15 protein-coding genes are annotated in these 15,557 nt (G+C 59.5%); 6 read left to right on the plus strand and 9 right to left on the minus strand.

Annotation, left to right across the window (positions count from 1 at the left end):
* The first annotated feature begins 285 nt into the window (after positions 1-285).
* The 3 genes from JWQ24_RS23485 (at position 286) to JWQ24_RS23495 (ending at position 3,454) form a co-directional block, all read left to right on the plus strand.
* Positions 286-540, plus strand: coding sequence for a hypothetical protein (locus JWQ24_RS23485; protein ID WP_299813230.1), 255 nt, complete (start codon positions 286-288; stop codon positions 538-540).
* A 211-nt stretch (positions 541-751) separates the two neighbouring features.
* Positions 752-2,173, plus strand: a complete 1,422-nt coding sequence (locus JWQ24_RS23490) for a hypothetical protein (protein ID WP_299813233.1) — start codon at positions 752-754, stop codon at positions 2,171-2,173.
* 18 nt (positions 2,174-2,191) lie between these two features.
* Complete coding sequence (locus tag JWQ24_RS23495; protein WP_299813236.1) at positions 2,192-3,454, plus strand: DUF2235 domain-containing protein; 1,263 nt, start codon at positions 2,192-2,194, stop codon at positions 3,452-3,454.
* A gap of 260 nt (positions 3,455-3,714) precedes the next feature.
* Here the strand turns inward: JWQ24_RS23495 and JWQ24_RS23500 are convergent, their stop codons facing one another.
* From JWQ24_RS23500 to JWQ24_RS23530, 7 genes are all read right to left on the minus strand, one after another.
* Positions 3,715-4,926 (minus strand): RES family NAD+ phosphorylase, encoded by a 1,212-nt coding sequence (locus JWQ24_RS23500; RefSeq protein WP_299813239.1) that lies wholly within the window; start codon positions 4,924-4,926, stop codon positions 3,715-3,717.
* Between the two features lie 8 nt (positions 4,927-4,934).
* Complete coding sequence (locus tag JWQ24_RS23505) at positions 4,935-5,654, minus strand: SOS response-associated peptidase family protein (protein ID WP_299813360.1); 720 nt, start codon at positions 5,652-5,654, stop codon at positions 4,935-4,937.
* A gap of 5 nt (positions 5,655-5,659) precedes the next feature.
* Positions 5,660-6,100 (minus strand): hypothetical protein, encoded by a 441-nt coding sequence (locus JWQ24_RS23510; RefSeq protein WP_299813242.1) that lies wholly within the window; start codon positions 6,098-6,100, stop codon positions 5,660-5,662.
* A 44-nt stretch (positions 6,101-6,144) separates the two neighbouring features.
* On the minus strand, positions 6,145-6,552 hold the full coding sequence (locus tag JWQ24_RS23515) for a hypothetical protein (protein WP_299813245.1): 408 nt from the start codon (positions 6,550-6,552) through the stop codon (positions 6,145-6,147).
* Between the two features lie 320 nt (positions 6,553-6,872).
* The gene (locus JWQ24_RS23520) at positions 6,873-7,631 is read right to left on the minus strand and encodes an ImmA/IrrE family metallo-endopeptidase (RefSeq protein ID WP_299813248.1); all 759 of its coding nucleotides are present in this window, start codon (positions 7,629-7,631) and stop codon (positions 6,873-6,875) included.
* Between the two features lie 10 nt (positions 7,632-7,641).
* On the minus strand, positions 7,642-8,046 hold the full coding sequence (locus JWQ24_RS23525; protein WP_299813250.1) for a hypothetical protein: 405 nt from the start codon (positions 8,044-8,046) through the stop codon (positions 7,642-7,644).
* Positions 8,043-8,603, minus strand: a complete 561-nt coding sequence (locus JWQ24_RS23530) for a hypothetical protein (RefSeq protein WP_299813253.1) — start codon at positions 8,601-8,603, stop codon at positions 8,043-8,045. Before JWQ24_RS23530 ends, JWQ24_RS23525 begins: the two co-directional genes overlap by 4 nt.
* Before the next feature lie 213 nt (positions 8,604-8,816).
* Between JWQ24_RS23530 and JWQ24_RS23535 the strand changes: the two genes are divergently transcribed.
* From JWQ24_RS23535 to JWQ24_RS23545, 3 genes are read left to right on the plus strand one after another with little or no spacing between them, the layout of a single operon-like run.
* Positions 8,817-9,968 carry a metallohydrolase gene (locus JWQ24_RS23535; protein WP_299813256.1) on the plus strand — a complete coding sequence of 384 codons (1,152 nt, stop codon included), beginning with the start codon at positions 8,817-8,819 and terminating at the stop codon, positions 9,966-9,968.
* Between the two features lie 4 nt (positions 9,969-9,972).
* A complete protein-coding gene (locus tag JWQ24_RS23540) occupies positions 9,973-12,294 on the plus strand; it encodes a ThiF family adenylyltransferase (RefSeq protein ID WP_299813259.1) in 2,322 nt (773 codons plus the stop codon).
* Positions 12,278-13,075, plus strand: a complete 798-nt coding sequence (locus JWQ24_RS23545; protein WP_299813262.1) for a hypothetical protein — start codon at positions 12,278-12,280, stop codon at positions 13,073-13,075. The genes JWQ24_RS23540 and JWQ24_RS23545 overlap by 17 nt, the downstream gene beginning before the upstream one ends.
* A 199-nt stretch (positions 13,076-13,274) precedes the next feature.
* Here JWQ24_RS23545 and JWQ24_RS23550 read toward each other — a convergent pair whose 3' ends face one another.
* Together JWQ24_RS23550 and JWQ24_RS23555 are read right to left on the minus strand one after the other, a co-directional pair.
* Positions 13,275-13,859, minus strand: coding sequence for a hypothetical protein (locus JWQ24_RS23550; RefSeq protein ID WP_299813265.1), 585 nt, complete (start codon positions 13,857-13,859; stop codon positions 13,275-13,277).
* A 521-nt stretch (positions 13,860-14,380) separates the two neighbouring features.
* Complete coding sequence (locus JWQ24_RS23555; protein WP_299813268.1) at positions 14,381-14,644, minus strand: hypothetical protein; 264 nt, start codon at positions 14,642-14,644, stop codon at positions 14,381-14,383.
* Positions 14,645-15,557 lie beyond the last annotated feature (913 nt).

Here is a 15,557-nt window from a genome sequence, read left to right on the forward strand (position 1 = left end):
GGCCCCCTGGGTTGAGTTCGCGGAAACTCCGCCCGTTGCCTGAGTTCGCTCCATCCGTCAGTTCCTCACATGGGGTCATGATGCCGGCATTATGGACTACTGGCCGCTAGGCCGATCCTCGGTTCTTGTCGTCAAATCGAAGTCACCGCAGGCCAACTTATGGAGCGCTCCTCGTCCGCGCCGCTTCGAACGTGACGACGCGGCTTGCAGCATGGAGCCAGCTGCAGCAGCGTTGGAAAAGGCTGTAAGGCGGAGTCATAGCTGTGATCCGAACCGACTGCTTAGATGAGGAAGATCGAGGGCGCCGCTTCATCGCTCGAGATACCTAATTGCGGTGTCGAGCCCGTCCCGTTCCTCATGCCGCCGATGATCTTTTCTGACAAGCGTCCAATGGCCCTGAGGCCAGTTTCCGTCCAGGACGGTCTGGTACTCCGGTTCGCGCAAGCGCTTAGGCGCTTCGTCGTAAGCACGGTCGCCGAACTTCTCCATGAACACGTCGGCCTCGGCTTCCGCCAGCTTCAAGCCCGCACCGGCGTCTGATTCAACGGAAGATCATCGCCATCACTCCACCGAAAGGCGGAGCATAAAAAGCAATCAGGACACATCTTCGCTATCCCCGGCAAAGATCTACGTTGCGCCTCGGTTGACTTGCAATGCTGCGACAACCATGGGTAAGTCCCAGGCCGCTCTTCCTGACACCGTAGGATCAATGATGTTCAGACCGCTGATTTGTGCCACTAGCGTCGTGGTAATGTCAGTATCCGTGCTGGCTTCGCCGTCGAAATCCCAAGAGCGGCCCAATCCGGTCCAGGTTGAAGCGCAGCAGCCGCAACCTGCACTGGCTCCCGCGGCTCCGACCGCCGCAGCGTCGGGGACGGAAACCAAGACGGGCGCTGCGTCGGCTGTCCGCAGCAACGATCCTCAGAAGCAGTGCGTCAAGACCGGGGAGTTCGCAGTCGAACTGAAATCCGGACGAAATCCGGTCGGCGGCACGATCGTGTTCGCGACCAACTTCCTGCCGACGAACCAGCGAGTGGATGTCGGCGTGCGTGCGCCGTTCGTGGACGGAGTGCGATATTTCGCGGGCATCGACTACGGCGACGAGACCTATCTTTTCAAAAGGCAGGATGTCGTCACCCGCCGCGCCGTCGATTCTGACCCGCTCGTCAAGAAGCACTTTCTTGAGCCGGATCAGGCCATCGTAACCCTAAACATGGGGGACGATTTCGCCTCGATGTGGAATAGGGTCGACCTCTATCTGTACACCTGCAACAGCGCCGTCGGAGAATCCCCTGGGCGTGTCTCCCTCACGACCGTGCGCCTGAGCCCGTATTGGCTGAGCATCGGGATAACCGTAGCTGAGGTGTTCCTGCTCTACGTCTGGATTGCCTTTGCGCTCCGCACGCGGGACCACACCTTGGCGTCCTTCGTCCGCACCCTCGATCCGGCACGGCTCACGGCGGGCCCGGACGGGAAAGGAAGCCTATCCACCTTCCAGACTCTTTCGTTTTCCCTGGTCGTCGTCGGGCTGATCTCGCTGTTGTTGCTGCAGACGGGGATGCTGACGGACATCTCTGGAACGATCCTCACGCTGCTCGGGATCAGCGGGATCGGCGCCACGGTGGCCAAGGGTGCCGACGCCCAACGCAACACTCTCTCAGCCGACAACAGGGCGTGGCTGCTGCGGCGAGGCTGGATTCCGATGGCCAAGACGCCAGTCGATCCGTCCAACGCATCGTGGCGTGACTTCTTCTCCACCGACGGGGTTTTCGACGTCTATCGGTATCAGAGCTTCATCTTCGCGCTGGTCGTGATCGGCGCGTTGATCGCGGCAGGCGTGACGCAACTTTCCACCTTCGTCATTCCGGACACCATCCTGGGCATCGTCGGGCTAAGTCAGGTCGTCTACATCGGCGGAAAGCTCGTCACGCCGACGAACATGTCCGACCTGAACGCCGCCATCGCCGGGCTGCGGACTGAAGAGGCCAAGTTCAAGGACGCTGCGACGGCCGCGAAACAGGGGCCTGTGGCAAGCCTAGCGGACGCGATCAATTCAGCAGGCCCAGGCGCCTATGCCGCATATAGGGAAAAAGCCAAGGACGTAGCGGCGATCTTCACCGCGGAGACCGGAATCGTCGTCGGCGACGCCTCGCTCGATCCGGCTTTGGCATAAAGCCACAAGGAGCATCACGTGACCAAGAACATCCTCATCTTCGCGGACGGCACCGGAAACGAAGGCGGTCTGCTGCCGGACGAGAGCCGCACGAACGTCTACAAGCTCTACCGCGCAACGCGGACCGGGCCGGAGTCGGTCGTCGATCCCAGCAAGCAACTCGCCTTCTACGTGCCCGGCATAGGAACGCCGACGCCTCGGCACAATAGCTGGATCGCCCAGACCAAAGAGAAAGTTCGCCAAATGTTCGGCATGGGCCTCACCGAGAAGATCATGGACTGCTACGTCGCGATTATCGGTGTGTGGCAGCCCGGCGACCGCATCTACCTGTTCGGCTTCAGCCGCGGGGCCTACACGGCCAGGTGCCTGTCCCACGTCCTCGAAGTCTGCGGCGTCCCCACTAAGCAGCCTGGCCTACCGACGCTGAGCCTCGAACCCAAGTCTCTGCGGGGGGTCGCGAAGGAAGCGGTGGCATGCCTCTACAAGTTCGGTATGCCGATTACCGACGAGAAGACCCTAGCCGAGAGGCAGTCGAAGTTTCGGGCTGACTACGGCTCCCAGTTCGGCTTGGCGGCTGGGGCCTCGGCATATTTCATTGGGATCTGGGATGCTGTCGCGGCAATCGGATGGCAACGCTTTTTCCCGGATTGGACGTACGACCGGCACTTTTCGTCGGACGTCCAATATGCTCGGCACCTGCAGTCGATCGACGAAGGACGTAAGGACTTCAAGCGCGTGCCGTGGGGAGGTCACGGAACGGTCAAGTGGCCCGACAGGAAGAACGAGCCGGAGCAGTTCGACCAGATCTGGTTCGCCGGTAATCACGCGGACATCGGAGGAAGCTATCCCGAAAACGAATCCCGCCTGTCCGACATCACCCTGACGTGGATGGTCGACTTCATCACCAAGAAGATTCCCGAGCCGAACTGCGTCATCGTCGATAAAGGCCTGCTGAAGCTCTATCCGTCCAGCGACGGGATGATGCACGACGAGTGCATGGTCGGCGTAGGCGGCACCTTCCTCAAGTGGTCCAAGGACATCCGCGACGTCTCCGACACGGCCCAGCTTCATGAGACCGTCTATGAACGTCTAGCAATGAAGTCGGTGCGAAACTTCACAAGCTTCGGGCCCTACCGGCCGGTAGCGCTGGAACACCATCTGAAGGCGAAGAAATACTTCGAGGCCGACAGCGCCGCGGCTGCAGAGCTGGCAATCACCTCTGCCTCATCTGGTCCGATCGTCGCAAGCACTGCGGACTCTCCGCCCGGCGCAGTAATGTAATCTCTATCTGACGAAATTCGACGTTGGGCATTTCTGTTGCGGTGGCTCTTACTGCCCATGTTCGATTTGCGTTTTCCGAAAATGGTGAGACTGCATGCGATGGATCAACGCCAATGAGCTTGAAAGCTGGACTCCGGCCAGGTGTCGAGGTCGGCGATATCGTGACCCGACGTTCGTAGCGGCTCGGCGCCGAACGAAGCGTTGGCCCGGAAGCCAGACGGGCGAAAGGACTGCGCGCTGCCGGAGCAAATCCATCGCTTCTAGAACGCCATCCCGTCCACCGTTGTGTACCGCACGTCGGTCACGTCTTCCATCGACCACCCCGCGTACGAAAGCACGTAAGGATCCGCTTCGCCCACGAAGCCGCCGCGATTGAGTATAACGATGTTGCGATTATCCTGTTCTTCGTCGCGCTGCATGGAAGATCGATATATGATCGCATCGCAACCAAAGAACGACTTGAGATACTCGGCAACGATTTGCGTGGCAATATATTCACGCTGACGTTCATGGGGGCGGACCGGCCTGCTGATTTCGGCCTGCAACTGAGTGATGAAATCCCATCGGCTGTGCTCGACGAAGTGTCGACGATCTGCCGCTCGTCGATCGAAGGCTGTGAAGTCGAAGACCTTCAGCGGCACGCGTGTTCTGAATGTGCCGATCGCAATGGAATCGCCGATGCTGGGACGCAGTTCGCCCACGACCGTCGTCTTCGAAAATGCGGCGTAGAACACCGGAATGAATTCGACGTTCATCCTGCCGCCCTGAGTCCGCTCCGACGGGGGAGGCCCCAGCTTTGCCGCTCCGCTCGCGTTGAGGACCTCTTCGGTCAGATCGTCGCGCATCAGGCGAGCCCGGTAGAGGGTTTGGGATGCCGCAAGGTCGTACAGCGGCTTCACGGGGCCCTCACCATACTCGGCGGGCTCGCCGAAAAGCTCGTCGAGCTTCTGCTTGATGCCGAAGAAGCGTGACGAGAACTGTACCTGTCTGCAGAACTCCTGCCATTCGAAGGCGTACCTGTTGGAAAACCAGTATTCGTCCTGATCGGCCTTCTCGCGGGACCGCGCCGTCTCTATGAGCTCGAAATTATGCGCGTCAGTGTAGTAGGGCTCGGCTCCCTTGGAGATGTCCCTGTCCGAGACGTCCGGAAGGGAGTCGATCACCGCCTCTGCCACCTCATCGGAAGCTCCGAGCTCGTCCGAGAATATCTCTTCGAAGGGTTGTCCTTCGGTGCCGTGATAGACGCGATCGCTGTCGGGGCCCGTGTCCACCTCGAAAGTCTCGGCTCCAGGCTGGTAATTCTCCTGAAACCACCGATCGGCCTCTTCCGCCAATTCGTCGACCGTCACGCAAGTGGCCGAGACGTGATCCGAGTCGAAATCGCAGTCGTCGGGCGTGCCAATCTCTTCGACCCAGACCCGAAGCTTCCCATCGGAGAGGCAAAGCGCACAGATGTTTCGATCGTCGGCCATGTGTCGAACTACCCGTCCTGCGCCCCGTCGAGCTTCTCGCCCCGCGCGACGATCTTCAGCGCGCCGTCCGGCAGGGGACGCTGTAGCATGCTTGCTTCTTCCCAGGGAGCGTTCATCCAGACGTCGATGGCATCCGAGTTCGCGAGGATGACGGGCATCGCTTTGGGATGGACCGCGTGGATTTCGGCGTTGGCGTCGGTCGTCAGGAAGGCGAACAGATCGTTCGTGGTCTCGCCTTCCTTGATCATCCGGACGGAGGTCCAGTTCGTCCACAGACCAGCAATGCAGACCAGGGGCTGGCTCCCGTCGAGAGCGAACCAGATATCTCCGCCGGCGTTCTTGTTGAATTCACTGAAAGACGTGAACGGCACGACGCATCGATGTTCCGGCCCGGTCCATCGCTTCCAGTGCTCGAGGCGGCGGATGTTGGTCGTGCCCTTGTCCGGCTCTTTCCGGAGCAATTCCTTGAAGTCGACCGGCTTACCCTTGGCTCCGGGCTTTTCGGCGCGCGTCTGCGCCTTCTTGAAGAGAGTTTGGGACGACCACGGCATGCCCCAGCGCAGCATGGCGAGCTCGCGTCCGCCCCCTGCGCCGTTGCGCACCACCGGTGCCATCTTGTCCGGAAAGGTGCCCGGCATGGATGGCAGGTTGCCGGCGCTATCCTTGTCGACCCTAACGAGATTCTGGATCGCGGCCTGGTTTTTTGTCATGGAGTATAGATTGCACATGATCATCACGTCTCCGGAACGGCCTGTCGCGGGCGCTGCAGCAGGGTCGCCGCCGGGCGTCGCCCCGCTTGGGCGCATTTCCGGCATCGTAGCCTGCCGGCGAGATCATGGACAAACGTAGTCGGCTCTTGCCGCAGCGCCGCGAGATCGACGTCGCTCGGCGTCTTGCAGCGGAAGCACTCGATCTGCAGCCAAGGATATCCGCCGTTGGCGGCCTGCTCGATAGTCAGCGACGGGTCGATCGGCTCGCCGTCGGCCCACATCATCTCGTTCCAGCTTTCGCAGAGTAGCCGGTCCGCTCGTCTAATCAGGGCGTCACCCTTGGACCGCATCTCGTCCGACTGGGCCGCGAGGATGCCCGTCATCGCGCGCGCCGCGGGGAGCTCTTTCCTCAATGCCTTCCGCTGCCCTCCGGAAAGGGGCGTGGGGTGATACTTCGGAGCCATCCGGACATCCAGCGGAGACAGGTCGGATCGGCGACGGCCGAGGTTCAGGGCGTCTCGAAATTGGGCCAGCAGCCATCGTCCTCGCGGCTGCCGGTCCGTTGTCGGCAGCCATCGTCGAGGAGACGCATCCCGGCCTCCTTCCACGTCGTATGCCGGCCGTACAGCCGGACCGCGTCAGCCGTCTGTATATCGATGACACGGTCGCAACGTCGGCAACTGACGCGCAGTACGTGGCGCGAGATCTCCGACAGGCGTTGTTGCTGGATCGGCAATCCGGCTGGTCTAAAGTCGGCATAAGGGTCGTTCAGCACCGATTCCCAGTATTCGGGCGGCATATCGGCCGCATCGATTTCGGCGAAGCCTGCAGCGGGCTTTCTCCGGACTGCCTCTATGGCCAGCTTTTCCATCTGTTTGGGTGTCGGCATGCGCCAGCTCGCAGGATGATCCTTCATTTTTTTAAAAATAGAACATAAGAAGAACAAAAGTCGAGTCGAATTGTCGCCCGGTCAAAACTCACCGATAGATCGCCGAACCCATAGCTTATTCTCGGTCACCGCTGTTGACGTCAGGGCATGTGAACGGAATATGGCGACTCGGGCCAATTGCCGCAGGCGACCTCCCTTCTGCGCTCGGGGAGGGGAGGTTAACAGCCATAGGGAAGCTTAATGGCCATAACTTCCCTTCCCTGCAGACTCGGTCCGGCCCCGTTGTCGGAGCGGTCTGGCTATACTAGATGCCGGACGAGAGGTCGCTTTTGAAGCGAGTCGCCTGTTTATTCTGAAACAAGCATCCGCTTGTCATCGACCATAACCAGGCTGAGCGTCTCGTCGCGAGAGATCCGGATCGTCTGTTCTCGGACATCGAAGCGAGCGGCGTCGTGGCGACCTAGCCAGGCGCCAGCCTCGATCTTACGTGGCGTGGCGTTATCCGGACGTCCACCGAACTGAATGCCGAAAGCCGAACTCTTGGGGTCGAGATCCTCCCGAGGGAACCAGTCCCTACTCACGCTAGGCGACCGCGCAAACCACTTCCGTCCGCGGGACGTGTGGCAGATCACGAACCCGCGCAGCCGATCAAGCTCGATAAGCCGGATGGAGGTCGCCGTCAAACTCGACTTAAAGGCATCCGCCAGGCCTCTGATCGACGCGAAGTCGAATTTTTCGATCTGTCGCGCCATCGGCTCGAAGATGTAGCGGGGCATCAAAAGGTCGGCAGCATATGCATCGGCAACCTTTTCCGGGGAGCGACCTTCGCGGGGCTGATACTCGTCGACCCTGCAGACTAGCGTCTGACCTCGATGGAAACGCCAGTGCCCCAATTCGTGCGCGATCGAAAACCGCTTCCGTCGGCCCGAGCTTTCGGCCTTCACGGTTATCAAAGCGTGCCCATTGCAGCCCAGAATGTGTGCCTCGCAGCCGGTTAGGGGGCGGAAGCGCACGCGTGCGCCGACGTGGTGGGCGATGGCCTCCAGATCGATTTCGCAGGGTTCGGTGATGCCAAGTTCCTGGAGGAGGGCTTCGGCCGGCGTCACTGCAACAATCTCATTTCAGAATGCCGAGTTCGTGCATGGCTTGGAGCATATCGAGAACATCGGCGTCCGAGAGTTCCGTCTCCTTGCGCGCCGCGAGGGTGAAGCTGGTGTCGCTGGCGTGATCGGCGAGCGCCAGACGCAATTTCTCCCGCGCTTTTTCGATAGGAATTACAGGCAGAGCCGTTGCCGCTCGGCTGGCCGTGGCGCCCGCCCGGGCGGCAGCCAGCCGACCCTTGTTGGCCAACAGAACAGTTTTCTCGAACATCGCGCGCATGCGTTCTGCGTTCGCGTCCGGGGACCCGACGTCTTCCGCGTATTGGGATAGTATCTCCTGGTCGGAAGCCTGCAGGATCTCGTCAGCTAGTTGAAGTCTTAGGCTTCGAAAGCCCATCTGTTTCTCACTTCCGCGGGTCATGCGATCACTCCCTTCGGACGAAGTTTGACAAGTCGGCGCCGTATCAAGGTTCGTTTGCTTGCATATCCAGTGCCGTCGAGACCGGTAAGCTCCTTGAGCTGATCCGTGTCGAACCCCTCCAACAGGCCTTCCACGAGGTCCCTGGCGGTCTGATCGTCGTCGAAAATCGCCAAGATTTCACTTCTTTGAGCCTGGTAAAAGTGTTTTTCCTCGGCATTCCAATCTGGGGAGGCCGGGTCGACGGCATCTTCGATGTCCGGCTGCATGGTGGGCAGATGGACAATGGAACTGCGCGGTTTCTTCCGCTCACCGTCCGCAATGCTGCTCATGGTATCGATAAGGTGCTTCATCAGGTCGACGTCGGTAGGACAGTTGCGCTTACCCTGCAACGTTCGCAGGATCGCTTCCTGGGAAAGGTCGTCGGGATCCCAGCCAGTTCCGTACATGAACGATAATGCAACGGAATGGATCCTTGACCAATCGGCCGCGGTGAAGGCGCGAATCGTGCCTTCAATCTCCTCGCGTGGCCTGGCAGCCTTATTGTCCCGGTCTAGCAAGCGTGCCCCTCCCAACGCCTATGCGGCGCGCGGCAGCGCCGACGGACACCATCGTCAATTTTTTTTATTGAGATGTCCGCGAGGCCGGTTCGGCCCCGCATAGGTAAATGAAGCCCGTTTTTGCAGCAACCCACGGGCGAATACAACCTGCGTTATGTCGTGATTGCGGCGGCGCAACCGTCTTTCTCGGGTGGCTGGCGAGTGAGGGACACAATGGCAGTCAAGGCATCACATTTCAAAGTTGGGAACGGCGACATGACGTTGCTGGAGTGCGAGTCGGGCCGCCGCATCCTGGTGGACATCAACATCCGGAGCGCTGCGGACGACGAGGCGGACGAGACGCCGGACGTTGCTAAGCAGCTTAAAAAGAAGCTGGACCGCGACGGCAAGGATCGGCTGTACATCGACGCGTTCCTCAACACGCATCCTGATGCGGACCACATCCGTGGCCTGAAGGAGCATTTCCATCTCGGTGACCCGTCGACATGGTCGAAGGTCGACGACAAAATCATCATCCGTGAGATGTGGTCGTCGCCGATCGTATTCCGTCGAGCGAAGGCCAAGGATGAGGACCATGTCCTCTGCGAGGATGCCGAGGCTTGGCGCGACGAAGCGCGCCGACGAGCCAACAAGTTCAAGAAGGAAGGCACTGCCGAAGACGGAAACCGCATCTTGATCCTTGGAGAGGACGTCGACGGAAAGACTGACGACATCGCCGCGATCGTGGTGAAAGTGGACGAGGTCTTCTCCAAAATATGCGGCACGAAGGATACCTCGTTCGAAGCCAGGCTGCTGGCGCCGATGCCCGCGGCGGACGACACGGAAGAAGAAATTCTGACCAAGAACAACTCCAGCGTAATCATCCGGATCGATCTGAAGGTCTCGAAGGTCACCAAGGCCCGCTACTTGATCGGTGGGGACGCGGAAGTGGCGATCTGGGAGCGGATCTGGGAGCGCAACAAGAAGGTGCCAGAGCGCCTCGCATACGACGTGCTAATCGCTCCGCATCACTGTTCGTGGCATAGCCTTTCTTACGATAGCTGGTCAGAGAAGGCTGAAAAAGCCAAAGTCTCCGAACCTGCGCGCTGCGCTCTCGGCCAACCCCTCGACGGTGCGCTGATCGTGGCCAGCAGCAAAACCATCGAAGATGATGAGAGCGATCCGCCGTGCATCCGCGCCAAGCGCGAATACATCGACATCCTCGATCCGGTGAAAGGCGAATTCAAATGTGTGGCCGAGAGTCCGGGTGACGATCCGCTGGTGATCGAGGTCTCCTCAGTTGGGCCGCGTATCAAGCGCGCGGCGTTCGCGGTGAGCGTCGCCGCCGGCACCGGCATCGGCAGCCAGCCGCTCGCTCACGGATAGGCCGATGAAGCCTGTTACCACCGCGACCCACGACATTCCGGTGCCCGTTCGAAGGGCGCTTCGTCTGATCGAGGCGCATCCGTCAGTTGAACGGGTGACCGCGGACCGCGTCGAAGATGGCGACGTGACCGTCGCGATAGTCGAGATCCGGACCGAGCTTCCTAACGCCTGGAGGGCCGCAGGTCGCAGTCCCTCCGGTGTCCGGGCCGTCGAGCCGGTGATGTTCGCATTCACGGCTGGATATCCGCTTGGACCACCGCGTATTCGCCTGCGAGCGGACTTCAATCGCGGTCACCCCCACATCCAGCCATCGAGAGACGGCGGACCACCGGAACCGTGCCTGGTTGCGGGCTCACCTCGGGAAGTGCTGCGCGTCCGGGGGATGGGCGGACTCTTGGAGCAACTCGTCGACTGGCTCGACAAGGCGGCGATGGCGCAACTTATAGATCCGCAAAACGGCTGGGAGCCGGTGCGGCGGGATGGCATCGACGACGTCATCGTCGCAGACGCGACTTGGCTCACCAACCTACCGACGCGCGACGGGGGCTGCTCGGTCTTTCCCGCCTGGTATTTTGCCTCACGGCGAGCGAATGTTGTTACGTATCGGATCGGTCTGCCACAAGCTTCTCCGGTGCCTCTGGGACCGAAATTTGCTGCCGAGTGGCGCTACTCGCCCGTCGGCGACCAAGGGTGGACGGGCAATACGCATGCGCTGGTCGCGTGGTCCGGGAAACTGCCCACAGGATGGCCATTCGTCGCCGATCGTTATCTTCCCGAGACCGTCACGACGATCGATGAACTCCTTATACGCGCGGACGAATTGGGGTGCCGCGAGTTCTTGGAGCCGAAACTTGGCATTCTTCAGAGTCGCATTGCGGCATCGAAACTCAGGGACGGACAGCCAGTCGCGGTCCTTATGCTGGCGCGGCGCCCGTTCGACGTGATCGGCACGGCTTCGGCGATCGAGATATGCCCGTATGTGGTCGAATTGCGCGGGGGCGAGGCGCTCACGTCCGGAAGCGGTTTGGTGGTCAGGACGGCCATGCACCGGGCAGAGATCTCACCCGAGTTGCTGAGGCGCGCTGCGGGCGACGACGGGATGGCGCTGCTCCCTTGGACCTTGATCGGCTGCGGAAGCCTGGGATCGAAACTTGCCGTTTATCTGGCCAGGTCTGGACGCGGGCCCGCGGCCGTCATCGACGACGGCAGCATGCAACCCCACAATTTTGCTCGATACGGCACACTCCCTTCGGAGAACAAGGTTGAAAGCTTCTGGTCCATCCCGAAGGCATATTATCTCGCGGACGCGCTGGCCCCTCTTAAGCAGCCCATAGTGCCGCACGACGTCGATATCGTCGCGCACGCATTCGGAGAAAAATCGATCGCCTCGCTGGTCGCGCCGAACAGCTTCGTCGTCGTCAATACCACCGGCTCCGCGAGCGTGCGAGAAGCGCTGGCCATGGCAGGTGTTGCCGCGAACCGTCCGCGGTCCATCGAAGCTTGCATGCTAGGGATCGGTAGCGTCGGCCTGATGGCGGTGGAAGGACCCGGGGCCAATCCGTCTGCAACAGATCTGATGTGCGAGGCGTACCGGCTCATCCACGCGGACCAGGGTCTGAGGCGCGAGGTATTCAACACTCACGCCGAGGCGATCGCGATAGGGCAGGGGTGCTCGGCCATGACGATGCCGCTGTCCGACGGCCGCCTCTCGTCATTCGCGGCGCCGATGTCCGAGCACATTCGCCGGCTGCAGCGGGAAGGCCTCAAGGACCTTGGCGAAATTCTGCTCGGCAGCCTGGCGTCCGACGGATTGGATCTGCATTGGCAGCGCACCGAGATCAGACCGCGCATCATCGTGGGGGACGGAAACGGAAGCGTAGTGCGGCTGAGTCCCGAGGTCGATGAAACGATACGCCGCGAAATCGCAGCGCGCCCTGGCTCCGAGACCGGCGGCATCATCGTCGGCCGATATTCGGACGTCGCCGACGTCTTCCACGTCGTCGCCGCCATGCCGGCACCGCCCGACAGCAAATTTTCCCGCGACGAATTCGTGCTCGGCACCGAGGGGCTGCGCCCAATGTTGGAGGACCTGATCGAGGGGTCGGGTGGAGCGCTCTACGCTCTGGGCACCTGGCACAATCATCTCGTTCCGAGCGGGCCCTCCGGGACGGATATAGGGACCGCTGCGCTTCTTTCCATCAGCCAGTATTTTCCGCTTCTGATGCTCATCCACACGCCGAGGGGATATGTGCACCTAACTGCAGAAGCATTTTCAGTCAGATCGAAAGCTGCGCCAGGGGAGGCAAACGATGAAAAATCCAGTTGACGCGTACACCGTTCAGGCACGCGTCGCTCCGGCGATCATTGCCGGCGCGCCGGCGTTTGCGTTCGCGGCGATCTTTCTATCGTTCGGAAAGATCGGCTTGCCGCATTTGATCGCTGGTACCGCGCTCGTCGTACTCTTCGGTGTGTTCTCAGACGTCGCCCGGCGACGTGGACGCGCGATCGAACCGTCGATTGTCGATAAGATGGGCGGCTTGCCGACGACCGTGACGCTGCGCCACCGAGATACCACACACGACGCAACAACGAAGGCAGGCTTCCATAAGTTTTTCGAAGCGAAACTCGGGCAGCCCGCACCGTCGCTGGACGACGAAAAGATCGATCCGATAGCCGCCGATGCCTATTACGCCCGCGGCGCCGCTTGGCTGCGTGAAAACACACGGAATGCGAAGAAATTCGACCTGCTATTCAATGAGAACGTTAGCTACGGATTCCGACGCAATCTCCTCGGTCTCAAGACGCCGGGCTTTCTGCTCAATGCCATCATCGTAATCGTCTGCCTTGCGATATTCTGGCGCCGTTGGCCCGTCGATCTATCGAATGGCTTCGACGGGAAGCTTCTGGCCGTCATCGTGATCGCGGTACTGCACGCGGCCTATCTCGCGTTTTTCGTGACGGAGGAGGGTGTATTCGAAGCTGCACGGATCTACGCGCGTCAGCTCCTCCTGAGTACTCAATCGCCGCACCTGAATAAGCCGGAAAAATCTTCTCCTGCGCCGCGGCGCGACGCAAGTCGATCGCGAGCCGCAGCCAAGGCAAAGTGAGTTCGAGTAAAGGTTCTCGTCAATTCTCTGATAGCGGAGATGGAGCCGCTTCGAGCGGCCTTGAAGGCGGGCATCGAAGATATCGGTCGTGCGCGCTGACGGCGGAGCACTTCGTGGCGAGCCCAAAGCCACCCAGGCCGTGTGCCTCTCGCGCCTGCGCGAGGCGGGAGAGAGCGCCGAGGCGGGTATCGTTTGGTGATTAAGACGGCAATCGGAGACGCGGATTGGATCCGTATTTCTTCTCGGCCCAATTGCAAACCCGATTCGTTATCTTACTCACGTTCTCGGTGCAGTCTCCGATGACATCGGCACCCGAGTTCCAATTGATGATATAAATCCAGGCGATATGTTCGCGCTTGCCTACCTGATGGACGTACATGTCGATTTCATCGACGTCGTCGAGCATCGATAACAACTTCTCGCGTCCGCCCTTGCGGCTGACGTAGTCTTCGACTCCGCTATCAGATAGCGAGATTTCGTAACCTGCTGCGAGCAGATCGTCGACGAGTCGCGCGCGGACTTCGCAATTGACCCGCAAGCGCCAGTCCTTGACGACCGGAACGGGCTTGCCGTTGCCGCGGATATCGTAGGCGGAGCCGTCGAGCCAGACAACGTGCTCTTTGTCGCCGCCGTGGGTGCGGAAAATTGCAGGGAAGGGTTTGTTATCAAACGCCTTCTGATTTTTGATGACCTGATCGGGGATGATCACGACATGCTCTTCCTTGCTGTTGTGGGCAATGTACCTCGCCGGCGCCTTATATTCGAATGTGAATCCCTGCTTCATGTCTCGAGTCCTTCGGGCGTAGTGGTTTCTATTGCAAAGCCAGCAATCCATGCCTCAGGCATTCCAGCGCGCGGATGTTTGCTCATTCTTCGTTCCATTTAAAGACCAACAGCGTAAGACCATTAAGCCAAGGATGGTAAGCAGTTTGCAAACTAACATTTGAGTTGCTCGGCACTCTCCTCATCTTTTTCGGAAAGCTTCAGCTTGTTAACGCAGAAGGGAAGCTAACTCGACTTAACTTCCCTCGGACACGAATTTACAGACCACCCGAAACGATCGTCGTTGAATACATTTTCTTCAGGATTCGATGGATTGCCAAAATCAACGAAGGCGTTGACGTCGCCCCCCTAAAGAGTGGAGAAATTTGGTTCCGTTGCCAGCGCCTGAACATGCGCCTTACCACTGTCGATCATGACTGACTTCTACGTTTCTTTTACGATTCCACTACCAGTGGTGCAAATGGGGCGCACGGCACAGCTAATGTCAGCACTGCACACGCCTTTGCAAGACTAGCCCGCATATCACGACAACAACTTCCTGGCACGGAGATCCAAGGCGATTGCCTGCTCAGCCATGACACGCAGCGCCGCGGCCATGGCGCGGGGGCCGCCGAATTTCTCGGCGCGTCCGTTTGCAAAACCATGCCGATAGCTCCAAGACCTCTTTCCGTCAGGCTCAGGATTACTGAGGTTGCGACCCTCCAGGCAACCCTGCGTCATCTCATCAAGTAGTCCAACTAGGACGGGGTCATTACCATCGTTATCGAAAATGGCGTTAGGATCCATGAATACCTCGGTAGTTGGAATAGTTACGACCAAGGCTTTATAATAGCAGTTGAATGCTGATCCTCTAAATCCCAGTGGGAAGTTAACTCCGCTTCCAGCTTATTTTCGGCGTTGTCCCCGTATTTTTTTGAAAAACACGTCGATGGATGTGAGGCGCCATAAATCAGGCTTGACGAGTATAGTTAACGGAATCGGCTTGGGGTGTTCACGCCGATCGAAAGCCCTCGATCCGTTTGGTGCTGGCGGGTCAAGCTTTGGCGGCGGCTCACGCCTAACTGGTCGAGATATCCCTCCGTCGGAACAGCTTGATGAATAAGAGAGCGCGCTTCAATTGCGCCAGAAACTAAGCGATCACGGCAGTGCGGTCGGCATGACAGAAATTTCGAGTTTCGGAGCATTGCACAACTAATAGTTCGACTCTCGAAACGTTGACGGGCCAGACATTCCAAGTCTCGCAACATTCGAACACCGAATAATTCGAGTCTCGGAGCATTAAGCCGGCTGGTCGACCGTCGGGGGGGAGGGAAGGCACGGGAGCTTCAACACATTGACCGTCAACCGGGCTCAGGGTACACAACATGGTATCCGAAATGGGTTGCGGATCTCTAGAATTGTCGCGATCTCAGTGGGTTAACTACGGGAATGGGGTTCGCTCCCACTCTCTCCGCCAATGCCGCTGCGCTCCCGGTGTCACCCGTCGCCAAAGCCTCAAAAAAACCCAATAAAAACAACCTCCCCTTGAAGTCTTGCCGTACGCGAGAACTTGGGATTTCGGAGATTTGACGCTGGAGACGGCGTTTTTCTCCAAAGCTTCGTACTGCGGCGATTTGGTACGGTTTTCAAAGGCAGCAATTTACGGCGTTTGCGGCTGTGGTCTTGATGACGGTTCGAATCCCTGTCGGTCGGGCACTGC

Origin of the sequence: Tardiphaga sp. (assembly GCF_028290495.1) — a bacterium.
Lineage (GTDB): Bacteria > Pseudomonadota > Alphaproteobacteria > Rhizobiales > Xanthobacteraceae > Tardiphaga.